A 26,350-nucleotide genomic window follows, 5' to 3' on the forward strand; every position below is an offset into this window, starting at 1 on the left:
TCGTTTTTCAACTACCAATTCGGAATGAAATTCAATTAATTAACAGCTATTTTTACCGAAAAAGAATCATTTCCTTTCCTTAATGTCATAATATAAAAACCAGTATTTAAAGAACGTACATCCAATTTCGTAAGCTCATTAGAAAGTACTGTTTTAATTACTTCTCTACCAGATATATCATATACGAACGCATCTATATCTTCAGTTAATTGTGGTAATGAAATAAATAAATCACCATCTATACTTGGATTTGGATATACAGCTAACTGATCAACATTTACAAATTCTCTGATACTCAATGTATTTGTTGGTAACTCAACCAAAGGTCCTCCCGCTTCTAGAGCTACCCATAATCCAAAAGCAGCTCCATTACTATTCATTGAAGGATCTAAAAATCCACTTGCTACTACTGTAATTGCAGCGTCGTCTAAATTAAGAGTTGCTAAAGGAGCATCATATCCTTGTACAATGGTAGCTCCATCTGCAGTAGAAATATTAATTTGATAATCATCTGTTGGAAGTTCTAAATAACCTGCAAATTCTGTATATGAAACATCATCAACTAATGGAGCTCCTCCTGATTGTAAATTTACATCTACAGTAGGTGCATCTGTTGCACCGTGATGCACTAATACATCTGTATTCCCAGAAGTGGAAGCAGCTTCTCTTCCCATAGCATAAACCTGGATACCGAAAGCTTGTGCTGGCATGTAACCAGAAGCACTAACTATACCATCAGCTACAAGAATATAAGTTTCTCCAGAAACTAAGGTAACGGGTAATTCATAGATAGCATCCATAGAAGAAGTACTTGTTCCCGGAGCTACCTCAATACTTAATGGAACTCCAGCAGGAGCGTCGATAAAAGAAGAAGCAGTTCTGAATGCAAAGTCATCTATCAACAAGGCTTCATTTAGATATACATCTACAGAGGCCGCAGCAGCATCAGCAGAATTATGAATTACTTGAACACGAGCAGAACTTTCTGGTAATGCTACTAAATCACCTCCAGCTGGTGTAGCTGCATACAATCCAAAAGCAGCTCCATTACTATTCATTGAAGGATCTAAAAATCCACTTGCAACAACCGTAATCGCAGAGTCTGTAAGACCTAAAGTAGCCAAAGGAGCATCATATGCTTTTACAATGGTAGATCCATCCGCAGTAGAAACATTAATAGCATAATCATCTGTTGGAAGTTGTAAATAACCTGCAAATTCTGTATATGAAACATCATCAACTAATGGAGCTCCTCCTGATTGTAAATTTATATCTACAGTAGGTGCATCTGTTGCACCGTGATGCACTAATACATCCGTATTCCCAGAAATTGAAGCAGCTTCTCTTCCCATAGCATACACCTGAATACCGAAAGGTTGTGCTGGCATGTAACCAGAAGCACTAACTATACCATCAGCTACAAGAATATACGTTTCTCCAGAAACTAAGGTAGCGGGTAATTCATAGATAGCATCCATAGAAGAAGTACTTGTTCCAGGAGCTACCTCAATACTTAATGGAACTCCAGCAGGAGCGTCGATAAAAGCAGAAGCAGTTCTGAATGCAAAGTCATCTATCAATAAGGCATCATTTAGATATACATCTACAGAGGCCGCAGCAGCATCAGCAGAATTATGAATTACTTGAACACGAGCAGAACTTTCTTGCAATGCTACTAAATCACCTCCAGCTGGTGTAGCTGCATACAATCCAAAAGCAGCTCCATTACTATTCATTGAAGGATCTAAAAATCCACTTGCAACAACCGTAATCGCAGAGTCTGTAAGACCTAAAGTAGCCAAAGGAGCATCATATGCTTTTACAATAGTAGCTCCATCTGCAGTAGAAACATTAATAGCATAATCATCTGTTGGAAGTTCTAAATAACCTGCAAATTCTGTATATGAAACATCATCAACTAACGGAGCTCCTCCTGATTGTAAATTTACATCTACAGTAGGTGCATCTGTTGATCCGTGATGCACTAATACATCTGTATTCCCCGAAGTAGAAGCGGCTTCTCTTCCCATATCATAAACCTGGATACCGAAAGGCTGTGCCGGCATGTAACCAGAAGTACTAACTATACCATCAGCCACTAATATGTAAGTAGAACCTGAAGAAAGCGTTGTTGTAATTTCATATACCGGCGTACTAGGAGAACCTCCAGGAGCCGTTACTTTTAATGTAATGGGTATGCCAGCAGGAGCATCTACAAATGGAGAAGCTGTTCTAAATGCAAAATCTTCTAGTAATAACTGATCTCCTGTGACGGATGTAAAAATATACACATCAACTACAGCAGCGGCTGCATCAGCTGAGTTATGAATCGCTTGAACTCTTGCCGTTTGTCCAATAGATGTGAAAGAGAAAAAACATATTGCAATTAATAAGGTAAAAATGTAATTAGGCTTCATGATATTAATTGATTAAAGGTTTATAATTAGTTATTGAATATTAAAATGTTTAAACAATTTTTATATTCATTAAACAACTATGAGTTAAAAACTAGAACCCTATTCTTTGATTTTAGTTTAATTTTAACATTTACACCTTTTTATTTTTTCTCACTAATTCTATTGGAGCTAGGACGGATCAGATCAAGTTTAGAATTTTTTCAGACAGAAAAATAGTATTTTAGAGCTCTACAATTTCTTTTTTAATAAATTTCAGTATTAGTATACACTTATTAGTTACCCTTAATAAAAAAAAAGAAAGTACCCCAAAAACAAATTGTTATTTCTTATATATCATGTAGTCTTGAAATCTGTATATTTATCAAAAAGAGAGGCTCACAAACAATGGTCTGTGCGAATTAGAAACTGAGGAATCATATTGAATCAGTTCTTAATTACGGATAAAAAAAGGTAAGGCCTTAAAAAAAAGCCTTACCCTATATATTTTAGTTTACACACTTAACGAGAAAGTGTCTCTTATTTATCCTTTAACAGGTTTTGTGGTTTCTTTTTTACTAATGTGCTTAGCATAGAATCCCATCATAGCTTTATACATCGCAATTGAGTTTTCTTCTTTTCCAAAACCGTGACCTTCGTCATATCTAACCATATAAGGCACATCAAATCCTTTATCACGTAATGCTTTTACGATCTGATCAGATTCATCAATATTTACACGAGGATCATTTGCACCTTGTACTACAAACAATGGTTTTTTGATCTTATCTATTTGATATACTGGAGAAACTTCTTCCATGATAGCTTTTTCTTCAGCTACATCTTCATCATACCAAATCTCTTTTATGATTTTTAAATATGGTTTCCAATATGGAGGAATCGTTTTCATAAAAGTAAATAGATTAGATACTCCTACATAATCCACTCCACAAGCATATAAATCCGGTGTCTTAGTCAATCCTCGTAATACAGCATATCCTCCGTGACTACCTCCATAAATAGCTACTCTGTCTTTATCTACCCAACCTTGATCAATTACATATTGCAATCCATCTTCTACATCATCCATTGCTTTTCTTCCGATTTGTTTGAATCCAGTTTCTAAGAATTCTCTACCATATCCTCCAGAAATTCTAAAGTTTACTTGTAAAGTTGCATATCCTCTACTAGCGAACAATTGTGATTCCGGGTTAAAGCCCCAAGAATCTCTTATACCTTGCGGTCCACCGTGTGGATTTACCACTAATGGTACTTTTTCGCCTTTAATGGCTTCTTTTGGTAATGTAATATAACCGTGTATTGTCAATCCGTCTCTACTCTTAAAAGTAATCGGACGCATCTCTGCCATATCATTTTCCTTAAGTTGAGGCATTAAATTGTAAAGCAGTTTAAATTCATCCTTTTTCACATCATAAGAGTAATACACCCCATATAATTTATCACTTTGAAAAAAGATCAAATACTTATCTTCTTCATCCGTTTTTCCTGCTATAGAATATTGATGATCAGGAAATTCTTTAGAAATTCTTTCGTGGAATTTCTTATAATAATCACTAACAGGAATGATTACTCTTTTTTCTCCCTGGTATGAGAAATAATCTAATTCATATCCTCTTTTTCTCGATAATGATAAATTAGAAACATCGTATTTATCATTAGAGAATAACTTTTTGATCACTTTATCTGCTTTTAAATCATACAAATATATCTGTGATTTATCTGAATCTAAATTAGATACAACATACGCATCATGTGGATTTTCTGTGGAGTAATCGTAATTTAGAATTGAGAAAGTATCTTTCCAATTCATCTTTTTGATTACTTCATATTTCCCATCTTCTTTTGCATAATAAAAGTCAATATTCACTCCATCTCTTATCTTACCATATCCTCTAAGGTTTCCATCCTTATCAAAATTATATCCTGATATCGGATTAGCGGCATCTTCATTTTTAAACAATTGTTTAATATCACCTGTAATGATGTTAATTTTATAAGGCTCAAATATCTGTTTATTATTCTTATTCATAGAGATGATCATATGGTCTTCATCTTCCTTTAATCCTTCTAAAATATTTACTTGTACACCATCATACGGAGTTAATTCTTTTTGGTCCGTCCCGTCAATATTAGCAGCAAATAGATGGTAATCTTCATTTCCACCTTTATCCATCACATATACTAATCGTTCATTATTAGCCCAACCATATCCTCTGATTAGTTCTTCTTTCTCTTCGATTACACGGGTAACTTTATCCGTTGCAATTTCTTTTACGTATACATGATTTTTACTATTTTCATCTTTCTCTCTATATGAAAGGTATTTTCCATTTGGGGAAAACTGAAAACTTCTTGCCTTTGGTCTTGCAAAATAATCTTCAACAGAATATTTGTAATTCCCTTGATCCAAACTTGCTATTTTTTCTAATTCTGTATCAGAAGAAACCAATGCTGGATTTCCTGGTATTGTTTTTTCTGATTTTTCCATTTCTAATGGTAGTTCCATTCCGCCTTGATAAAAAGTTCCTTTTAATTTACTGTTCTCTAGAGATCCTACATATTTAATCCCTCCTTGTTTAAATGTCAAAGTTAGTTGATTGTTTTCAAAAACTGTAGCATCCAATGGAATTCCTGTTGCACCTTGAGATGGGCTATCCATTGTAGAAGATAAAACTCCTTCTTTTTCCTCGATATGAAATAGTAATGGCACTTCAGTTCCTTGAACTGATAATTTTCCTTTCCAAGTTCCAGTAACTCCTTGTCCGTACGTTTGGGTAAATGATACGCATAACACTACTAAAAATGTCCCCCATACTGTTTTAAATAATTGTTTCATCTGTTTGTTTTTTGATTTTTAAGTTCAGATTAAAGTTGCTATTTATTACTCTAATAATTTATTAGTTTTATTTAACAGCTCATTATATCTGTTTATAAAATTGATAATGAAAAAGTGAATGTATATGATGTTAGTAATCATCATTAACTTTTTGTTACATTATTTGTTAATTTTTAACAAGACAAAAAAACATAACTGTGTGATTTTTGGATTTAAAATTATAATTATGTCTAACCCTATTGACATAACTAACTGATCATATCTGTTACAATTTTCATAAAGATTATACTACTATTTAAGGTTTTAGTACTTTAGACTGATAACACAAATAACCTCACAATGAAAAGAATTTTTATAGTAATACTCTCTATTGTTATACTTAGTTGTAATCAAAAGAAAGAAGAAAAAAATAAGGAACCGGAAGTAAAAGAAAATAAAGACGTGATTCCTGTAGAGCCTAATGGCGGTATTGGTGATGGAGCTTTATCTATTTCTAATCATTTCACAAAAACTATAGAGAAAGCTCATAAAAAACATAAATTTTTACGTCACAAAGCAGTAAGTTTTTATGTGAATATTATCTTTAACGGGAAAGAGCATCTGGATGGAAAAGTTACTATGCTTACCAATTCTTCAAAGATTAGAATTGATAAAAAAGATGAGAGCAAGTTAATTTATGATGGAGAAAATGTATACCTGTGCCCTGCTGATGCTAATGATCAAGGAGCCCGTTTTGATATGTTTACCTGGTCTTACTTCTTTGGGTTACCCTATAAATTAAGTGATCCCGGAACTAAATTAGAATTGCAAGATGATAGAATGCTAAATAATACTAAACATAGTACTGCAAAACTGACTTTTGAAGCTGGAACCGGCGATGCTCCCGATGATTGGTATATTATCTATGCTGACCCTGTTGCAAAATCGCTACAAGCTGCAGCTTATATTGTTACTTTTGGAAGTGATGGTGATACTTCTAAAGCAGAAGCCGATCCACATGCTATATATTATAAGGAATTTACTACTGTAGATGACATTCCGTTTGCTACTAAATGGGAGTTTTATGGTTGGACTTCAGAAAAAGGGATGACTAATAAATTAGGAGAAGCTACTATAACTGATATTACTTTTTTGGAGAAAGAAGGTGAACTATTTGACGATCCGGAGAATTCTAAAATAATCGATTAGTAGCAAAAGATTCTAAAACCAAAAAACACCGCATTAATTGCGGTGTTTTTAATTCACAAATTCGATAAAATGCACTACAGTACTATAATCCCGAAATTACGAATTCCTCCCAGTTTCCTATTGAAGCTCTATTACAAGTCATTGGTTTAGATCCATTTTCTGAGCTAATGTATTTATCGTTATTACCTTTTAGTGCATATCTATTTCCTCCTCTACTAACTAAAGTAAATTGTTCCCAAGCACCTATTTGAGATCTATTACAGGTTATTGGATTTGCACCGTTTTCACTACTAACATATTTACCATTATTTCCTTTTAATGCAACTTTACCTCCACTAAGCGTTATTAACTGAAACTTTTCCCATCCGCGGGCAGTAGTTCTATTACAAATCATAGGTTTTGCTCCATTTTCACTACTTACATAATTATTATTGTTTCCTTTAATATCTATAGTTCCTCCTGAGGTTATTGGAGGGTACATTTTATTAATTCCAGTAACATCACTATTCGATAATCCATTACGCTGTGCATTATATGTATTTCCATTAGCTCGTGTTATGGTAGGCTGGCCATTTTTAGAAAAAGCATAAGATCCATACATCATAATACTTCCTAGGTCCAAATTAGAAGTATATTCATTACCATCTTGACCTTGCTCTACATATGTTCTAAAATTAAATTCTCGACCATTTTGTATATTTTCGAACAATACTTTTATATACTGATCTCTATCCTTTCTACTTTGTTCATGCCATAATCCTATTGCGTGGCCAATCTCATGAATAGTATTACCGGTAGAACAACCATTCGCCAAGGTGATGTCTTGTCTCCCCCCAATACGGCCTACGTAAGAAGAACATCCAGATCCATTCTTAAAATACACATAGTTAGATTGACTTGTACGTGGTACAAATCTCAATGAGGTTTTAGACTCCCAATGAGCAATAGCATTTGTTATACGTGACTGATTAGGCATTCCGCTTTGAATAGAATAATACACCGTATTATTTGGCCATCTCCCTCCAACTCTACCAACTCCTTTATTAGTATCAGAAGGCATTACTTTTATATCTCCTTCTAATATGTAATGTTTATCGATACTCTCTACATCTACCTCTCCTCCATTTAATATTATGCTTAACAACTTTCCAGTTTCGTTAGGATATGCTTGTTCTAAAACAAAATCCTCGTTTAGATCTTGTTGATTGTCAGAGTCAAATTCTTGTGATTCACAAGAGATACATAACACACTTATTACTAATCCTAATAATAATAATGGTAGGTAGAGTTTAGAATACTTTTTCATGATGTAAGTCTATGTTCGTTTTAAAAGTGATTACGATAATAGTGAATACTTTTCTTTCTAACACCTACAAAATACTAAGTGTTTCCAAACTTTTAACAAACGTTATAAATCAAAAAGTATTCGTTTCTTATAAAATATTTAAAGAGCATAGTAAAACGGTAAATCAGAAACTTTATGGATTATCATATTTACAGATTTATACGAAAGGATTACGTTAAAATGAAGCATCTTAATTTTATTTTTTTGTATCTTTAGTAAACACAAGTTGTTCTAATTAAAATTCACTCACATGACTGCGCTGTTTAAAAAATTACAACTTCCTCCATCATTGGATGAGATATTAATATTGAATGAACCTGAAGGGTTTTGCGAAGAACTTGACTGTCTAAAAGACGTAATTATTAAAGAGTCTTTGATACAAGTATCCGAAGTCGACTTTGCGTTGGTTTTTGTTACAGAAAAAAAACAGATTGAAAATCGGATTGAAACTATATACCCAAAGTTAGTGGGAGATGGTATTCTTTGGTTTGCGTATCCTAAAAAAAGTTCTAAAAAATATGTTACTGAGATCACAAGAGACCACGGTTGGGGTGTTCTGGGAGATTATAATTTAGAACCTGTACGACAAGTAGCTATTGATGAGGATTGGACTGCCTTAAGGTTTAGAAAAGTGAGTTTTATAAAACACATGACAAGAAGTAAAGACTTTGCACTTAGTACTGCTGGTAAAGAAAAAACTACAGGAGTTTAATGAATTGGCACTTATACATTTTATCAGCAATTTTTATAATTGCTGGTATTTTTCATCTGATTCGACCAAAGGCTTTTATGAGAATTATGCCTCTATATATACCTTACCATAAACCATTGGTATACCTAAGTGGCATCGCCGAGATAATGGCTGGAGTAGGTATTCTTTTTTTACAGACAAGGTTTTTTTCTATATGGGCAATCATCGGTATGCTTATCGTTTTTTTCCCTGTTCATATACACATGTTGGTTAATAAAAAAGCAAGTCTTAAGTTACCAAAATCTGTTCTTGTTTTTAGATTATTACTTCAGTTTGGTTTAATATACTGGGCATATTTATATTTGTAAACTATACAGCTGATTTGGATTTATTTACTTCACAAAATGATAAAATACAATTAAAAATGCCAGATGGTGATGTATCCTATTATCCAGCTTTTTTTGATAAAAACAAAGCTGATCATTTGTTTAAAATCTTAAAAGAATCTATCAAATGGAGGCAAGATGACATTAAGGTTTTTGGTGAAATTTATAAACAGCCTAGACTCACTGCATTATATGCTAACAATAAAAACACCTATACCTACTCTAATATCACAATGAAACCTTACCAATTTACGGAGGAATTATTAATGATTAAAGAAGAAATAGAAAATATAAGTTCAGGAATATTTACTACTTGTCTTCTTAATCTTTACAGAGATGGTCAAGACAGTAATGGCTGGCATGCTGATAATGAAAAAGAACTTGGTACAGAACCGATAATAGCATCTGTAAGTTTAGGAGAAGAAAGATCGTTTCATTTCAAACATAAAACAAAAGAACTAAAACAAAAAATTTTACTACAGCATGGTAGTTTGCTAATAATGCAAGGAAAGACTCAGGAAAATTGGTTGCATCAAGTACCAAAATCAAAAAAGATCATGAAACCTCGTATTAATCTAACTTTTAGAGTTATTGATTAAGTAAACCAATTTCGACTTATAAAAATTTATATTCTAATTAAAGTGAACTTTAAGAATCCAATATCATGTATCACTACTTATATCATTTGATAAGAGTCTCTGGAATAATCCATCGATTTTAGATTATAATTATCCTTTCTTAACAAAATTCCAGACATCAATAAAAAAACCGCATAAACAAATATCAGAATTTCAGAATTTGCATCTAACAAATACATAACTATAAATAAAAACAAAATTACAGAGGATATTAAAACTTTTCTGGTATAACAACCAATCATTAGAAGCGAACCAATAGTAAATTCTGTAAAGGGGACTAATACTAGAAAAAATTCTACAAATTCAAAATCAAGTACAGAAGTTCTTTCAAAATGATTTTCTAAACAAGCTAAAAACTTTGGGTAAACAATGACGTTATAAGCTCCATTAAAAGTTAATACCAGCCCAAATAATATTCTTGCAATAGCGTATAAATAAATTCTAAATCTCATAGCCGATTTGTGTAAAAAATTTGCCGTGCAAAAATATAATTATGCTAGATTATTTACTTGTAAAACTTTAGTAATAACTTGTACAATAAAAACATAACAAACTAACTATCAACAATATCAAATATTTTACACAAAAAATACAAGTATAAAACAGTTATTTTGTTTGATTTTATTTTTGTAACTTTAAAACAAAAGAAAAATTGATTATGAATCGTTATACCTTACACGAGACCTTTGTTGTACATCAATATTCATTTGATAAATGGGAAGCGGAGCCACATAATCATAATTATTTTGAGATTATTTTTGTTGAGAATGGAAGCGGTTATCATACAATCAATGGGATTAGGTTTCGCTATAAAAAAGATGATATATTTCTCTTAGCTCCTGAGGATACACATCATTTTGAAATAGAAAAGCACTCTGCATTTACACATTTTAAGTTTACCGAACTTTTATTTTCGAGTAAAGTCAACTTACCCGATAGGAAATATTGGCTCCAGAGAATCGAGCAACTTCTTCATCATCCCAATATTATTCCGGGAGACGTAATCTCTCACGAAGAAGACCGTAGGATTATCTGGGATATCCATAATGTGGTAATGGAAGAATTTAAAAATGAAAAAATATATTACCAGGAAATTATTTCTAATGCGATCAGTACTATACTAAGCATTATCGTTAGAAATATTTCGGCTAAATACAGTTCTAACAATAGAAATGTATCAGTAAATGACTCCAGAATAGATCAAATACTCGGTCATATTAGACAAAATGTATACGATAATGATCTCACCAAGATAAATTATATGGCAGATAAATTTAATATGTCTCAGAGTTCGATCAGTACTTATTTTAAGAAAGCTACTGGAGAATCAATCCATCAATATGTGACTAAATATAAAATGAAGCTTGTCGAATACAGGTTACAAAATACCGAATTTACAATTGCGGAAATTGCATACCAATTGGGATACACTGATGAGAGTCATCTTACTAAGACTTTTAAAAAATATTTCTCTATGTCTCCGAAGCAATATCGAAAAGATCTTGCTGTTAGTGAGTAGACAAAAATTACCCAAAAATATCATTTAATATTTTAGCTAATCGTATTCCACCTTTTTGTAATTGAGAGCGCAAGATTGGAAAATGATTGTACATATATTTATAACCTAACTTTTCCCCTACATTAGCTGAAGCGTATACTTTTTTTGCAAGACTTTGGGACTCATAAGCCCAATCCAAAACATCTCCTTTTTCTATAGCTTCTACTTCTGACACCGATAATTCATCTGCATTGTTGGCCAACTCTGTATAGCTCATTTTATAATAATCTATCATCTCAGTATCCCAAACTCTATGCAAATTAGAGCCATCATTAAACCAACGTACCTGAATGTCATTTCCCCCTTTATCTTCTCCTCTACCAACGTGTAATGGCTGATGCAAATCACCTACGAAATGAACTAACATCTTAAGATAAAACTCTTTATCCTCTGCAGGAGCATTGTCACTTTTTAATACCTCAATACATTTTTGTATTCCCTGAATTAAATCACCACGTTCACTAGGTGTATCTTCTCCATACTTTTTATCAAAAGAAAAATTAACGTAATGCCAAGGGCTGTATACTCTATATCTATCATCACTTTTAATTTCATCCGCATAAATAGAAACGAAAGCTAATCCTTGTCCCTTCAGAAGTTCTGCGATATTTCTCTTAGCTTTTTCGGTAAGATAATTATTCGCAATTTCTCCTGTTACTCTATGCCCTGTTTTTCCCCAATCTTCGGTCATCGAAAATCCCTTAATTGAAATAGTAAGAAGTAACAAAAGTATAATGTAACGAGTATTCATAAATTTTATATTTTGAAGCAAAGATAAAAAAGGGTATGTTAGTGAATCGTTAAATATTATTTTAATAATACATTTTGATCAAAAAGAATTTAACTCTAAAATATGGCAACATATTTGTCGTTTCTTACATACAGATCCTATAAACCCCAATAGCTATGAAAATACGGTTTTCGATTTTACTGATTGCCATTACAACATTTTGTTTAGCACAAGAAAAAGAAGAAGGTCAAGAAAAAGAATATAACTCTGCTATTGTTAGAGTAAATCGTTTTATTGAAGGAACCTTAGCTACACCATACTCGGATGATAGTGTTCCCCTTGTTATTTTTATTATGGATGCGGGAGCTATTAACAGAGAAGGAAATGACAGAATGTCTAAGAATGATGCTTTTAAATTATTAGCCATTGACCTTGCAAAACAAGGTGTTGCTACATATCGATACGATAAAAGACTTTTTAAAATTGATGCTCTTGGTATTCGAGAACATGAAATCTCACTAGATCATTTTATTCAAGATGCACAATCAGTTGTAGAATATTTTAGGAAAAACGGAAATTACACCAAGATCATTTTGGCAGGTCATGGGCAAGGTTCTTTGATAGGTATTATTGCCGCTAAAAATAATGTAGATGGATTTATATCTATTGCCGGAAATGCCCAGTCTGTAGATCAAATCGTGATTCAGCAACTCGAAAAACAAGCACCCGGATTGGACAAAAGTGCTGCAGTAGCATTTACTGACTTAAAAGAAAAAGGAAGAGCTATGAATTATGATCCAGCCTTAGAATCTATTTTCAGTTATAAGTTACAGCATTTTATGAAATCCTGGATAAAATATACTCCATCAGAAGAAATAAAAAACTTAGACATTCCCATTCTAATATTACAAGGTGATAAGGATCTACAGGTAGAAGTTTCTGAAGCAGAAAAATTAAAGGAGGCTGTTCCTAATGCCGAATATGTAATCATAGAAAATATGAATCACATTCTAAGAGAGATCAAAGGAAGTAGATTGGAAAATCATAAATCCTATAATGAATACTGGTTAAAAATTATGCCTGAAGTTACCAGTAGTATTATTAACTTCGTAAACAATTAACCGATCTGTAAAATTTAGTAACCCAAACCTTATATTATTGAATCCACATCGCATTGTATTTTCTGATATCGATGGAACACTTCTTAATGCGGAAAGAGAACTTTCTGATTTCACTATTTCCGAAATAAAACGCATAAAAGATACTATTCCCGTTATATTGATTTCTTCTCGTATGCCCAGCGCAATGACACATTTACAAGAAGAGCTTAATATCACCAACCTTCCATTAATTTGTTATAATGGCGGATTAATTCTCGTAGACAAAAAACCAATTCACTCTACCTTTATAGCTCCAAATATTATACAAGAGCTACATACATTTAACAAAGGCAACTCATTCCATATAAGCTTATATCATGATGATGATTGGTTTGTACCTCAAATGGATTTTTGGGCTAATCGAGAAGCTCAAAACACAAAAGTAACTCCTATCGTAAAATCAACTAAAGAAGTAATTGAAGACTGGAATACTGAAAATAAAGGTGCTCATAAAATAATGTGTATGGGTGATGAAAAACATATTGATGAAGCATATAGATTTTTAGAAGTAAATTTTGGCGATATATTACATCTATATAGGTCTAAACCAACATATATCGAGGTTGCTCATAAAAGTATTTCAAAATTAACCGCAATTGAATTGTTACTTAACACACATTATAAAATTTCTCTATCAGAAGCAGTAGCTTTTGGCGATAATTATAACGATATTGCTATGATAAAAGCAGTTGGCACTGGAGTTGCAGTAGCCAATGCTAAGCCAGAAACCTTAAAAATTGCTGATGTAGTTACGCTATCCGGAAAAGAAGATGGTGTTGCTACATATATTAAAAACAATATCTAATACTTGTGCTAAGAAAAATTAACCTGATTAGAATTCTAATCCTTTACATTGCGCTACTAAATTCTGTTATAGGTTGTAAAACTACAGTGTCTACAACGACGATAGATCATACTCCTATTATAGCTTCTTTAGATTTAGTAAATGTTACCGATGATAAAGTAAAAGTAGAGCTAAAAGTAACCAATTTAACAAAAGACACCGTTAGTTATTATCTCCCTAAAATCGTTCCTGGCACTTATCAAAATAATAACTATGGAAAATATATCGAAGAATTTAAAGCTTTTGATAATCAAGGAAATGAACTATTGGTAAAAAAGTTTGGAGATAATCGTTGGAAAATCAATAATTCTAAACGGTTAAGTTCCATAACTTATTTAGTGAATGATACTTTTGATACAGAAGGGACTCATCAAATATTTTCTCCGACAGGAACAAATATCTTAAGTAATAAAAATTTTGTTTTAAATCTATATGCTTTCGTAGGATATTTTGATAAAATGAAAGAAAAGAAGTATAACCTTTTTATTAAACATCCTTTGGATATGGAAGCTTCTACTTCTTTATCTGAATATCTACCTAAAGAACCTCAGGCAGGTGCCAAATATGATACTGATCTTTTTGTATTTAAAAGATATGCTGATTTGGCTGATTACCCTATTATGTATTCGATTCCGGATAAAGTAACCTTTAATATTAATGAGATCGAAATTTTGTTAAGTGTCTATTCTCCAAACAAATTGCATCGAGCGGCTCAATTAATGCCGCAAATGGAACGAGTTATTAGAGCACAAAAGAATTTTTTAGGCCCCATAAATACAACAAAAAAATATAGCGTTTTATTATACCTTTCTTCTGCCAAAAATGATGATGCCAAAGGTTTTGGTGCGTTAGAACATAATACCTCTACCGTAGTTGTTCTTCCTGAATCTATACCACTTGAAAAACTAAATGAATCACTAACCGATGTTGTTTCGCATGAGTTTTTTCATATCGTTACGCCATTAAGCATACATTCTGAGGAAATTCATGATTTTGATTATAACAATCCAAAAATGTCTGAACATTTATGGCTTTATGAAGGAACAACAGAATATTTCTCACTACTATTTCAAATAAATCAGGCGCTTATTAGCAAAGAAGACTTTTTTGAAAGAATTCTGGAAAAAATAAACAACTCCAAAGTATTTGATGATACTATGTCTTTTACTGAAATGAGTAAAAACATCTTGCAAGATTCATATCTGGAAAATTATCGGAATGTATACGAAAAAGGGGCACTGATTTCTATGTGTATAGATATCATTATGCGCGAAAAAAGTAATGGGGCTTATGGTATTGTAGATCTTATCAGAGGATTATCTGGCAGGTTTGGTAGTGAAAAACCTTTTAAGGATCCCGAGTTAATTGAAATAATAAAAGAAATTTCTTATCCTGAAGTAGCTAATTTTTTAGAATCTCACGTAGTAAACAACACACCTATTGATTATGGCTTTTATTTGGAAAAAGCTGGATTGATCTACAATACAATAGAAATTCCATCTGCATATTTTATTCATGAACAAGAACCCTTTATTAAAGGTTCCGAATCCAATAAAAAAGTAGTGTTTACTGCCGGTGCAGAACGTAATAATTTTTTAAAAAACGTAGGAATAAAAAGTGGTGATTTTTTATTAGGGATTGACAATAAAAAGTATACTATTAAAAACATCTATGACCTTTTTAGTGATTCTAGCAAATGGAACATTGGTGATGATATTGTTTTTATAATAGAACGAGATCAAAACATATTAAAACTTACTTCTAAGGTAATTGCCCCTACTGTAGAAAAGATTGTTTTAAAACAAAATCCAAATGCCACTAAAAAACAAATAACCATCTTAAAGAGTTGGATTAATGATTAGCTTAAAAGGCATCTAATTTAGTTTTAATCCAAAAATCGTATTTTGCATCTCATCTCATATTAAACGAACTCACACTATGGAAAATGTTCCTTTTTTCACCAATGACACTATTGTTTTTGGAATACTATTATTATGCTTAGGTATAGTATTTTATACGGCTTCAATTAAAACAAGTTTCTGGCAAGGGTTCTATAAGTTTGTTCCTGCCCTCCTTCTCTGTTACTTCCTTCCAGCCATATTTACTTCTTTGGGAATTATTTCTCCGGATTGGAAAGAACTAGATTCCAATGGTGAACTTGTAGAAAAATCATCCAGTGTATATTACATAGCTAGTAGATATTTATTACCTGCTTCGTTAGTTTTAATGACGTTAAGTATTGATCTAAAGGGGATTTTCAACCTTGGCCCAAAGGCTTTAATTATGTTTTTCACGGGTACAGTAGGTGTTATTATTGGCGGTCCTTTAGCTATACTTCTTATATCTATTTTCTCACCAGAAACTGTTGGTGGGGCTGGATTTGATGCTGTTTGGAGAGGGTTGTCTACATTAGCTGGTAGTTGGATTGGTGGTGGTGCCAATCAGGCAGCAATGTTGGAAATTTATGAGTATAATCCGGATAAATATGGTGGTATGGTATTGGTCGATATTGTTGTTGCTCAAATATGGATGGCTATATTACTAATAGGTATTGGAAAAAGTAAAAAAATTGATCGTTGGTTAAAAGCAGATAGTAGCGCCATAGAATCTCTTAAGGAAAAAGTATCCTCCTATTCGGAGAGTATTACTAGAAATCCTACATTGACAGATTATATGGTTATGCTTTCTATTGCCTTCACTACAGTAGGGTTATCACATTGGGGAGCGAATGGAATGTCCGGTTTTTTATCTAATAATTTTGAAATTTTTAACGATAAAAGCTCGGCTTTATCTTCATTTACTTCATCATTTTTCTGGATGATTACGATAGCAACTGCGATTGGAATTTTGTTATCTTATACTAGAGCTAAAAAATATGAAGGTGCCGGAGCCAGTAAAATAGGGAGTATTTTTATTTACATCTTGGTAGCCACCATTGGTATGAAAATGGACTTGACTCAAATATTAAAAAATCCAGGTCTTATTGGTATAGGATTGGTTTGGATGCTTATACATGTACTATTACTTATTATAGTGGCTAAAATCATAAAAGCGCCTTACTTTTTCCTTGCTGTAGGTAGTAAAGCCAACATCGGTGGAGCTGCCTCTGCTCCCGTAGTTGCGGCAGCTTTTCATCCGTCTCTTGCTACTGTTGGTGTTCTATTAGCTGTTTTTGGATATGTAGTGGGAACATATGGTGCTATTCTATGCACAATATTAATGCAAATTGCATCTGGAAGTTAGTTTTTCAATCTAATTTATAGCATCTTTGTACTCCAATTTTTTTAAATCAAAAAACTATCAATGCAACGAATTTCTGCCGTCTTATTTTTAGCTATTCTTGTACTAGGCTGTAGTACTCAAAAGAAAAAAGGAAATGTTTCAATAAGTGGAACTGTACAAGGGCTTAAAAAAGGAACTCTTTATCTTCAAAAGATACAGGATACTATTTTAGTAAATCTTGATTCTTTGATTATTGATGGTGATCCACAATTTGCATTTCAAACAGATGTTCTGGAACCCGAAATACATTATCTATATCTTGACAAACACGACGGTACTCAATTTAATGACCGCATAGAATTTTTTGCAGAAGCTGGAGAAGTTGTAATCAATACTTCTTTAAATGGTTTTGATAGAGACGCTATTATTGTAGGAGGAAAAAATCAGGCAAAACTAGTAGAATTTAACAAAATGAATAAAAGATTTAATGAAAGAAATCTGAGAATCATTAAGGAAGACTACGAGGCTAAAAAACAAAATGACGAAGAGAAATTAACTGAAAACGACAAGGCCTACAAAAATTTATTAAGACAGAAATATTTATATACAATTAATTTTGCCATCAATAATAGAAAACTAGAAGTAGCTCCGTATATAACACTTAACGAAGTTTTTGATGCTAACATCAAATATCTAGATACCGTGGCAAAATCTTTATCCCCGAGAGTTAAAAAATCAATCTATGGAAAACAACTTAAAGAATACTTAGCTGAACGAAAAGCTAAGGAAGCTGAAAAAGTTGAAGTAAAAGAGGAAGATTAAATAACAGGTGTAGTTTTTAAAGACGAATAGTATTAAACAACTTTGTTTTTTATTCACCTATGATACCCTCGTGTTTTTCTGAGTTATCTATATGGGTATATAAAACCCATTCAACTTTGTTTAAGAATAATATTCTCAGATAAATTTTCAATCAAAAGTCTTATCATTCTAAGCTTATCGAAGGTTTAACATTCTCTAATCTTTCTTGAAAAACCTCTAGTTAAAGTAAGAACTCACCTATCTACAAGTACACATTATATTCTATAAGAGAAAATCCCAACTTCTTTCGAAATTGGGATTTACACTTTAAAGAGCCGATGGAGGGACTCCCTTCGACTATACGCCAGCTTTATCAGCAGACTAGCTCAGGATAAACTTCTCGTCCCATCGTATTTATAGCATATAAAAAAAAATCCCAACTTCTTTCGAAATTGGGATTTACACTTTAAAGAGCCTATGGAGGGACTCCCTTCGACTATACGCCAGCTTTATCAGCAGACTAGCTCAGGATAAACTTCTCGTCTCATCGTATTTATAGCATATAAAAAAATCCCAACTTCTTTCGAAATTAGGATTTACACGTTAAAGAGCCGATGGAGGGACTCGAACCCACGACCTGCTGATTACAAATCAGCTGCTCTAGCCAGCTGAGCTACATCGGCAAAGCGGTTGCAAATATAATTTCTGTAATCATATTTACAAATACTTTTTAAAAAAAATTATAATGAATTTACTTTTTCAGCTAAAGACTTAGCTGTTTTTTCTAAATCTTCTTTAATAGACTTAAAGTGTTTCGCTGCATTTTCTACATTACGATCACTAACTCTAGCCATAAATGCATCAAAAGATGTGATTGCCTCATCAATAATAACTTCTCCTGCTTTTTTATCCTTATCAGGATTATTTTCTTCCCAGATATACACTTCTTCAATGATATCACCTAATACGTAGTTAATATCTTTCTTTAGATTTCTTTTATTTGCCATTTTTAATATATTTTATGCAAAATTAGTCTTTTAAACCATTTATCAAACGGTTTTAGTTTTAAATATAGGTCTGTAAAAGTTTTACTCCTTTTGAGATAACTTTTACTTCATTTATAGATGCAGGAACCAAAATGGTTTCTCCTAAGCTGATAGCTATTTTCTGTTCGCCATTAATTATTTCTGCTTCACCTTCTACGCACATATATATCACAAAAGAATCAAATACCTTATGTGATAATAAAACTTCCGAATCGACTTCTATAATATTAGTTATAAAATGCGGACAATTAACTAAACCTGTTACTTCATTCTTCTTGGAGTCATAGGATACCCTATAATCCGTATTATTATTAAAATCTATTGCTTCTAAAGCGTCTTCTTGATGAAGTTCTCTATAACTTCCATTAGTATCTTTACGATCCCAATCATAAACGCGATATGTTATGTCGGATGTTTGTTGTATTTCTGCCAATAATACTCCTTTTCCGATTGCATGTATCAATCCAGAATATACAAAAAATGTATCTCCAGAAGATACTGGTTCATAATGCAGAATATCCTTTATAGTTTTTTTGTTGACATGTTTTTGATACAACTCAGGACTTACTTTCTGATTAAAACCAATAATAATATTAGCATTTTCGTCGGCTTGAGTAACGTACCACATTTCAGTCTTACCAAGAGAATTATGTTTTCGTTTGGCTATTTCATCACCTGGGTGTAATTGTACAGAAAGATCTTCCTTGGCGTCAATAAACTTAATTAGTAAAGGAAATTTAGTTCCAAAACGTTTAAAATTCTTTTCACCTACCAGTTTTTCCTGATGATAAATTAAAAGATCTTTTAACGTTTTTCCTTCAAAAGATCCATTAATCACTACAGATTGTTCTCCTTCTACATCACTTATTTCCCAGCTTTCACCGATAGAAGAACCTTTTGGTTCTTTACCTAAAAGATTGTTTAGTTTAGAACCTCCCCATATCTTTTCTTTAAGGATTGGTTTAAATTTTAATATATATAGTGAATCTTTATTCATTCATCATTTCTTTGGTTTTTTTAATAGCTTGTTTCAAATGTTGTGACGCATTGATACTATTAAATTTTAGCCTAATTATCCCTTCTTTATCAATCACAAAGGTTTCTCTACCTGGCAACATTCCGAAAAGGCTTGCTTTTACTCCGAAAAGCTTTCTTAAATTGCCTTTCTCATCTGATAAAAAAATGAATGGTAATCTGTATTTATTTTTAAATCTTTCATGTGATTTTACACTATCCGAACTTATTCCTATAACCTCTACCCCTATATTTTTAAAATCTTCATAACTATCTCTAAAGTCACAAGCTTCTTTTATACATCCTGGAGTAAAGTTTTTAGGATAAAAATAAACTACTAAAGGCTTCTTACCAATAAATTCACTACTAAAGAATTCTTCTCTTTGATCTGTTTTAGCTGAAAATTCAGGAACCTTATCTCCTACTTCTAATCCCATAATTATTATTTACCATTATAGATTACATAGTTTCTCGGAGTTTCATATAGGGTTACTTCTATATCATATTTTGATTCTAACTTGTTTCGAAGTCTATTCCATATTACTACAGCTATATTTTCTACAGTAGGGTTTAGATTCTTAAACTCTTCAACTTCTTCATTGAGGTTTTTATGATCCATATAATCTTCCACTTCAGATTTAATATAGTCTTTTAATATTTTTAAATCAATTAAGAAACCTGTTTCAGGATCAATATCGCCTATTACGGCAACGACTAATTCATAATTATGTCCATGATATAAAGGATTACTACATTTTCCAAAAATCTGAGTGTTTTTTTCATCACTCCAATCTTTTCTAAATAGCCGATGTGCTGCGTTAAAATGTGCTTTCCTACAGGCTTTTATCTTCATAATGTGATATGTGAGTAAAATTTATCGAAAATAATTTTAAACCAAGCTGTATAAAGGCTAGGGTTCTTTGCCATATCTTCTTTTATATCTTCAATCGCCATCCATTTCCAATCTGCAACTTCTTCTGGATTGATTTCTGGATTATTTTCATAGTGCCCAACCATGACATGATCTAATTCATGTTCGGTAAGACCATTATCAAATGGCGCTTTATAAATAAAGGATATGGTTTCTTTAAGCGGAGTAGTAAATCCCATTTCTTCCTGCAATCTTCTAGTTCCTGCTTCCAAATTGGTTTCTCCTTCTCGTTGATGGCTACAGCAAGTATTTGTCCATAACCCTGGTGAATGATATTTATGTTGAGCTCGTTGTTGTAGCATTAATTCTTGTTTATCATTAAGAATAAAAACAGAAAACGCTCTATGTAATAGTGCTTTTTCATGTGCTTCAAGCTTAGGCATTAACCCAATCTGCTCATCATTTTCATTTACTAAAATGACTTTTTCTTCTTCCATTTGTTTGTATTGGCTCAAAACTACGAAATCGTAGTAGCAATTCATAATCTATCCTATTTTTGGCATAAAATAAAGAATTGTTTACTCGATAATCAAGATTTAAATGCTCCGAGGCTTGCCTCGAAATCTAAAATTATTTTCTATCTAATGCCTCATGGGCTTGCCCTGAGGTAGTTTACTTATTAATAAAAAAACACCCTAATAAATAAGGTGTTTTTAGGTAGACCAATATTCATTACTGGCCTATACAACGTTATTATATATTATTTAACAATAATAAATTCACTTCGTCTATTTAATTGATATTCTGATTTTCTACAATTAGAATCATTTCCACAATCATTTACAGGTTGTGTTTCTCCATATCCTTTGCTCGTTAATCGGTCTGAAGAAATTCCTTTAGTAATCATATACTTAATAGTAGATTTTGCTCTCTGTTCTGATAACCAAAGGTTGTAAGCATCATCACCATGGCTATCTGTATGTGATCTTACATCAATTTTCATCTCTGGATATTGATTCATTACCTCAATGACCTTGGCTAATTCTACTGCAGCATCAGCGCGTATATAAGATTGATCAAAATCAAAGTAAATAGGGTTTAGAGATAACACCTTAGCTAAATCATCTCCTACATCAGCAGATTTCACTTTTTTCTCTAACAATAACGGCACCTCTACTGTTTCTGTTTCTCCTGGTGTATTAACCAGCTTTTCTAGAGTAAGATATTCTTCTTTTTCTGCACGTACAAAATATTTAGAACTACACTTAACTAAGTGACTATATGCTGCATCATCTCCAACAATAAAACTTTCTAATAGATTATTACTACTGTCATAAATAGAAACTTTTGTACCTGGTAATAATTCTTGAGTATCTTCATCCTTTACTACGCCGGCAATTGTAATTTCGCAGAAGCTTTTAAGGTCTTCTAACTGTAAAAAGCTGTAGATATCATCTTTACCTCTACCGCCATCTCTGTTCGAAGAGAAATAGCCTCTTCTGGATTTATCATCAACTATAAAAGCAAAATCATCATCTGGACCATTTACTGGTTTACCTATATTAACTACTAGTTTTTCCTCATCTGTCTGAGGATTTAGCCTGGTTACATAAACATCCAACCCTCCTAATCCAATATGACCGTCAGAAGCAAAATAAAGATCATTATTAGCACTTACAAAAGGAAAAGTTTCTTTTCCTTCGGTATTAATTCTATTACCTAAATTTTTAGGTTCGCCAAAGCTTCCATCAGAATTTATTGCAACCTCGTAAATATCTGATTGTCCTTCTCCACCTGGCATATCTGATGAGAAATATAATGTTTTCTCATCTACACTAAGTGCTGGATGTGCTGTAGAATATTGGTCACTATTAAAAGGTAAATTTTGAGGTGTTGTCCAGCCTCCTTGCGTATTCTTATATGAACGATAAATTTTTAATCGATTCGTTCCTTTTTTATCGTTTCCATATTTTCGACCATCATAATTATTTCTAGTAAAATATACTGTCTGACCATCCTTTGCAAAAATCGGTGTGGATTCATGAAACTTGCTGTTTATTTTACTGTCGAACTTTTCTATTTCAGAAAGTTCGCCATTAGTAGGGTTATATTCTGCCCTAAATAAGTCTAAAAATGGTTCTTCGTTCCATTGATGTACACTTTTTTTGAATAAAAGTGTGTCTCTAGAAGAACTAAAAACTACAAACCTTCCAAAAAAAGCAGAACCGAAATCAGTGAATGAAGAATTAATAGAAGAATTCTCTATCTCGAATCTTCCTGATTGAAAATCTATTCGTTTCAGATAATTTGGTTCATCTTGAAACAATTGAGCACGTTGGTCATCTGAACTAGCTTCTACAAACTTTTTCATATACACATCTGCATCATCATAACGTCCTACAGATTTTAATGTCTGCGCATACCTGAAATAATATTCTGGTTCCACTTCAGTAGGGTAAGAATTTACTAATTCTTCATACCATTTAGAAGCTTCCTCAAATTGACTATTAAAATAATAACTGTTTCCGAGGTTCTTGTATAAATCTGCACTCTTGTATCCTTTTTTTACAACTTTAAGATACGTCTCTTGTGCATTAATATATTCGTATTTGTCATACTGATTCTGTGCCGATTTTAGTTTTCTTTCCTGAGAGAACATGGAGTTCACAAAGAAAAATCCAACAATAACAAATAATAATTTGTGTAATAATCCCTTCATTTTATTTTTGGCTATATTTTATGTAATCTAAAAATTAACTTATCCGAATTATGTAATATTTTACGATTAAAAGAACCTAGGCGTTAGCATTCTATTATACTTTCTAAATAGTTCAAAACGTAACATTACTTCATAACTACCATCGTTAAATTGTGTTCTTCCTAATTCTGTGGACTCTTTGTCATAAGCAAAACCTATCATTAAAGAATCCGACACCTGAAATCCTGCCATAGCACTAAATGCTGCACTCCATCTGTAACCGACACCCAATGTTAATTTATCATACAACAAAAAATTAGCAGAGACGTCTACCTGTAGTGGAGCTCCAAATACTAATTTACTTAATACAGCCGGTTTAAACTTTACAGTATCGCTAAGGTCAAAAACATGTCCGGCTATTAAGTAATAATTAATCCGTTCTTCTGCAATAAATGATGAATTACCATTATCATCTATTTCTGCTCCTTCGTCAAAATGGTCCGTTTCTAATAAATTTGGAGCACTTAATCCTACATAAAACTTATCTGTATGATAGTAAAACCCAACACCTACATTAGGACTAAATTTATTATCAATATTACCATTACCAAAAAGAGGATCTCCTGTTTCAAATTGTGATAGTCTATCAAAATCAACATTTAACAAATGCCCTCCTGCTTTTACTCCAAAACTTAGTTTTCCTCGTTCTGAGGTAGGAATTGTATAGGAAAAATCAATGTCGAAGTATGTTTCATTAGTTGGACCTATTTCATCATTAACTATTGATAGTCCCAACCCAACTTTATTATTATCACCTATTGGTGTATTTAATGTTAATGTTTGGGTTCTTGGGGCTCCATCTAATCCAACCCATTGACTACGATGTAATCCCATTATACTCATAACACCTCTACTACCTGCATATGCAGGGTTTACGCTAATTGTATTATACATATATTGAGTATACTGAGCATCTTGTTGTGCAATACTATAATTTGCTATTAAGCCAAATATAGCAAGCATAAATATTGTTAATAGTCTATTCATAAGTATCATTATTTGATTTAGGGAATAACAAATATATACTATTCCAAATATAAATTTATCTGTTTATGTATAAGTAACCTGCTTTATATGTATTCAGTCCTCTCGCATTTACATATTCTAAAACATAGTAATAAGTACCAACAGGCAGTTCATTTTTCTGAGAAATGGTAACCCTTCCGTTACTAATTCCTTTAAATAATTCTACACCTGGTTGCTCATATCCTTCTTCTTCGAATACCTGAACTCCCCATCTGTTATAAATACTTAATGTATTGTCAGGGAAATTTCTTAACCCTACAATTCTAAAGTCATCATTAATTCCATCTCCATTAGGGCTAATACCTGTGTACACAATAATAGGGTCATCTTCATCTGTAAATACTCCTTCGATAATGGTTACCGTTTCATCTTCTGCATCACCATCATTATCAAGATCTACATCGGTAGTGTCTATTGGATCGTCTGATAGATCTATCACGTCGTTACCATTTGGATCTTGACCAGTAACGGTAGCTTGATTTAATACCTCTCCTAATAAAACATCTTCGGCTGTTAAAACATACGTTGCGGTAAATGTAGTAGTATCTGTTTCACCAACTAATAGATCAATTGGCCCTCCAGTCAATACAATGCCTGTTAATGGGTCTGTAAGAACAATATTAACAATGTCAACATTACCTGTATTCGCTACTGTAAATGTATATTGAATTTCGTCACCAACGTTAGGCAGGTCATCTCCATTAACATCTACATAAATACCTGTTTTAGTTAAAGCCAAATTAGGCAACTGCTCTATAGGTGTTATTGTCTCATCATTAGTTGGGTCATTATCACCGTTATCATCAACAGTTTCATCACCATTATCAGACACATCCATCACACCGTCTCCATTCGGATCTTCACCCATTACCGTAGCACTATTGATTACTTCTCCATTATTAATATCTGTTTGTGTAATCACATATTCTGCCGTTGCTATACCTTCTTCGCCAGGAGCTAATATGGATGGATTGACAGAAAGGTTTATGCTTCCGGTTAGGATATCATCAATAAATATATTATCTATTGTTACATCACCAGTATTTGTAACTGTAAATGTATAGGTAATAACATCTCCTACATTAGAACCGCTAGCTAAACTTGTTTTAACCAATGTCAATTCAGGATTTATATCTAAAATAGTAACTGTTGGATCATTTGTAGGATCCATATCCGTAGTACCATCTCCATTCGGTGTCTCAACACTTTCATCTCCAGCATCAGAATCATCACTAACATCATCTGGACCTCCTAATGGGCTGTCTCCTGTTGCTGTAGCACTATTCTCTATATAACCAGCATCAAGATCTGATTGTGTAATCGTTTGATTTGCTGTAACAGTTACACTTGCGCCTGGGGCTAAAGTTAAAATTGGACTACCAACTATACTTCCTGCATCTGCATTATCATCGGTAATTTCAATATCCGTTAAAGTAACATTTCCGGTATTGGTAACTACAATGTCATACTCGATAACATCATTCAATGCACTTCCGGCAACTCTTACGGTCTTGATAACACTTAAACTTGGATCAGGTGTAATAACAGTAACTGTTGGATCATTTGTAGGATCCATATCCGTAGTACCATCTCCATTCGGTGTCTCAACACTTTCATCTCCAGCATCAGAATCATCACTAACATCATCTGGACCTCCTAATGGGCTGTCTCCTGTTGCTGTAGCACTATTCTCTATATAACCAGCATCAAGATCTGATTGTGTAATCGTTTGATTTGCTGTAACAGTTACACTTGCGCCTGGGGCTAAAGTTAAAATTGGACTACCAACTATACTTCCAACATCTGCATTATCATCGGTAAT

At 32.6% G+C, this 26,350-nt stretch carries 23 protein-coding genes and 1 tRNA gene; 10 read left to right on the forward strand and 14 right to left on the reverse strand.

Annotation, left to right across the window (positions count from 1 at the left end; genetic code table 11):
- Positions 1-35: 35 nt before the first annotated feature.
- Positions 36-2,417, reverse strand: coding sequence for a DUF4397 domain-containing protein (locus Q0829_RS21535; RefSeq protein ID WP_298546832.1), 2,382 nt, complete (start codon positions 2,415-2,417; stop codon positions 36-38).
- A 520-nt stretch (positions 2,418-2,937) separates the two neighbouring features.
- Positions 2,938-5,250, reverse strand: coding sequence for a S9 family peptidase (locus Q0829_RS21540; protein ID WP_298546834.1), 2,313 nt, complete (start codon positions 5,248-5,250; stop codon positions 2,938-2,940).
- Positions 5,251-5,589: 339 nt separating this feature from the next.
- Between Q0829_RS21540 and Q0829_RS21545 the strand changes: the two genes are divergently transcribed.
- Positions 5,590-6,438 (forward strand): DUF6503 family protein, encoded by an 849-nt coding sequence (locus Q0829_RS21545; protein WP_298546836.1) that lies wholly within the window; start codon positions 5,590-5,592, stop codon positions 6,436-6,438.
- Between the two features lie 82 nt (positions 6,439-6,520).
- On the opposite strand, the gene Q0829_RS21550 is transcribed toward Q0829_RS21545, so the two are convergent.
- Positions 6,521-7,744: a M12 family metallopeptidase gene (locus Q0829_RS21550; protein WP_298546838.1), complete on the reverse strand. Its 1,224-nt coding sequence runs from the start codon at positions 7,742-7,744 to the stop codon at positions 6,521-6,523.
- Between the two features lie 289 nt (positions 7,745-8,033).
- Between Q0829_RS21550 and Q0829_RS21555 the strand changes: the two genes are divergently transcribed.
- From Q0829_RS21555 to Q0829_RS21565, 3 genes are read left to right on the forward strand one after another with little or no spacing between them, the layout of a single operon-like run.
- A complete protein-coding gene (locus Q0829_RS21555; RefSeq protein WP_298546840.1) occupies positions 8,034-8,495 on the forward strand; it encodes a hypothetical protein in 462 nt (153 codons plus the stop codon).
- On the forward strand, positions 8,495-8,842 hold the full coding sequence (locus tag Q0829_RS21560; protein ID WP_298546842.1) for a MauE/DoxX family redox-associated membrane protein: 348 nt from the start codon (positions 8,495-8,497) through the stop codon (positions 8,840-8,842). The genes Q0829_RS21555 and Q0829_RS21560 overlap by 1 nt, the downstream gene beginning before the upstream one ends.
- A gap of 14 nt (positions 8,843-8,856) precedes the next feature.
- Positions 8,857-9,459 carry an alpha-ketoglutarate-dependent dioxygenase AlkB gene (locus tag Q0829_RS21565; RefSeq protein WP_298546843.1) on the forward strand — a complete coding sequence of 201 codons (603 nt, stop codon included), beginning with the start codon at positions 8,857-8,859 and terminating at the stop codon, positions 9,457-9,459.
- Between the two features lie 77 nt (positions 9,460-9,536).
- Here Q0829_RS21565 and Q0829_RS21570 read toward each other — a convergent pair whose 3' ends face one another.
- Entirely contained in the window at positions 9,537-9,950 is a 414-nt protein-coding gene (locus tag Q0829_RS21570) for a MauE/DoxX family redox-associated membrane protein (RefSeq protein ID WP_298546845.1), read from the reverse strand.
- Between the two features lie 206 nt (positions 9,951-10,156).
- Between Q0829_RS21570 and Q0829_RS21575 the strand changes: the two genes are divergently transcribed.
- Complete coding sequence (locus tag Q0829_RS21575; RefSeq protein WP_298546847.1) at positions 10,157-11,017, forward strand: AraC family transcriptional regulator; 861 nt, start codon at positions 10,157-10,159, stop codon at positions 11,015-11,017.
- A 7-nt stretch (positions 11,018-11,024) separates the two neighbouring features.
- Here the strand turns inward: Q0829_RS21575 and Q0829_RS21580 are convergent, their stop codons facing one another.
- The gene (locus Q0829_RS21580) at positions 11,025-11,807 is read right to left on the reverse strand and encodes a S1/P1 nuclease (protein ID WP_298546849.1); all 783 of its coding nucleotides are present in this window, start codon (positions 11,805-11,807) and stop codon (positions 11,025-11,027) included.
- A 155-nt stretch (positions 11,808-11,962) separates the two neighbouring features.
- Between Q0829_RS21580 and Q0829_RS21585 the strand changes: the two genes are divergently transcribed.
- The 5 genes from Q0829_RS21585 to Q0829_RS21605 all read left to right on the forward strand — a co-directional run bounded on the left by Q0829_RS21585 (position 11,963) and on the right by Q0829_RS21605 (position 17,834).
- The gene (locus Q0829_RS21585; protein WP_298546851.1) at positions 11,963-12,907 is read left to right on the forward strand and encodes an alpha/beta hydrolase; all 945 of its coding nucleotides are present in this window, start codon (positions 11,963-11,965) and stop codon (positions 12,905-12,907) included.
- A 37-nt stretch (positions 12,908-12,944) separates the two neighbouring features.
- The gene (locus Q0829_RS21590) at positions 12,945-13,751 is read left to right on the forward strand and encodes a Cof-type HAD-IIB family hydrolase (protein WP_298546853.1); all 807 of its coding nucleotides are present in this window, start codon (positions 12,945-12,947) and stop codon (positions 13,749-13,751) included.
- Positions 13,752-13,756: 5 nt separating this feature from the next.
- The gene (locus Q0829_RS21595; protein WP_298546855.1) at positions 13,757-15,652 is read left to right on the forward strand and encodes a peptidase M61; all 1,896 of its coding nucleotides are present in this window, start codon (positions 13,757-13,759) and stop codon (positions 15,650-15,652) included.
- A gap of 76 nt (positions 15,653-15,728) precedes the next feature.
- On the forward strand, positions 15,729-17,033 hold the full coding sequence (locus Q0829_RS21600) for a DUF819 family protein (RefSeq protein WP_298546857.1): 1,305 nt from the start codon (positions 15,729-15,731) through the stop codon (positions 17,031-17,033).
- Between the two features lie 60 nt (positions 17,034-17,093).
- Positions 17,094-17,834 (forward strand): DUF4369 domain-containing protein, encoded by a 741-nt coding sequence (locus Q0829_RS21605; protein ID WP_298546859.1) that lies wholly within the window; start codon positions 17,094-17,096, stop codon positions 17,832-17,834.
- Positions 17,835-18,422: 588 nt separating this feature from the next.
- Here Q0829_RS21605 and Q0829_RS21610 read toward each other — a convergent pair.
- The 9 genes from Q0829_RS21610 to Q0829_RS21650 form a co-directional block, all read right to left on the reverse strand.
- Positions 18,423-18,496: transfer RNA gene (locus tag Q0829_RS21610), tRNA-Thr, on the reverse strand.
- A 57-nt stretch (positions 18,497-18,553) separates the two neighbouring features.
- Positions 18,554-18,820, reverse strand: a complete 267-nt coding sequence (locus Q0829_RS21615; RefSeq protein WP_298546861.1) for a hypothetical protein — start codon at positions 18,818-18,820, stop codon at positions 18,554-18,556.
- Between the two features lie 58 nt (positions 18,821-18,878).
- A complete protein-coding gene (locus Q0829_RS21620) occupies positions 18,879-19,856 on the reverse strand; it encodes a type I phosphomannose isomerase catalytic subunit (RefSeq protein ID WP_298546863.1) in 978 nt (325 codons plus the stop codon).
- Entirely contained in the window at positions 19,849-20,310 is a 462-nt protein-coding gene (locus Q0829_RS21625) for a peroxiredoxin (RefSeq protein ID WP_298546864.1), read from the reverse strand. Before Q0829_RS21625 ends, Q0829_RS21620 begins: the two co-directional genes overlap by 8 nt.
- Before the next feature lie 5 nt (positions 20,311-20,315).
- Positions 20,316-20,726: a 6-carboxytetrahydropterin synthase gene (locus tag Q0829_RS21630; protein WP_298546866.1), complete on the reverse strand. Its 411-nt coding sequence runs from the start codon at positions 20,724-20,726 to the stop codon at positions 20,316-20,318.
- Positions 20,723-21,241 (reverse strand): isopentenyl-diphosphate Delta-isomerase, encoded by a 519-nt coding sequence (gene idi, locus Q0829_RS21635; RefSeq protein WP_298546868.1) that lies wholly within the window; start codon positions 21,239-21,241, stop codon positions 20,723-20,725. Before idi ends, Q0829_RS21630 begins: the two co-directional genes overlap by 4 nt.
- 263 nt (positions 21,242-21,504) lie before the next feature.
- Positions 21,505-23,463 (reverse strand): OmpA family protein, encoded by a 1,959-nt coding sequence (locus Q0829_RS21640; RefSeq protein WP_298546870.1) that lies wholly within the window; start codon positions 23,461-23,463, stop codon positions 21,505-21,507.
- A 66-nt stretch (positions 23,464-23,529) separates the two neighbouring features.
- Positions 23,530-24,489 carry a type IX secretion system membrane protein PorP/SprF gene (locus tag Q0829_RS21645; RefSeq protein ID WP_298546872.1) on the reverse strand — a complete coding sequence of 320 codons (960 nt, stop codon included), beginning with the start codon at positions 24,487-24,489 and terminating at the stop codon, positions 23,530-23,532.
- 55 nt (positions 24,490-24,544) lie between these two features.
- On the reverse strand, positions 24,545-26,350 hold a 1,806-nt coding region (locus Q0829_RS21650; RefSeq protein WP_298546874.1), incomplete at its 5' end, for a gliding motility-associated C-terminal domain-containing protein.

It is taken from the genome of uncultured Aquimarina sp. (genome assembly GCF_947492405.1).
Lineage (GTDB): Bacteria > Bacteroidota > Bacteroidia > Flavobacteriales > Flavobacteriaceae > Aquimarina.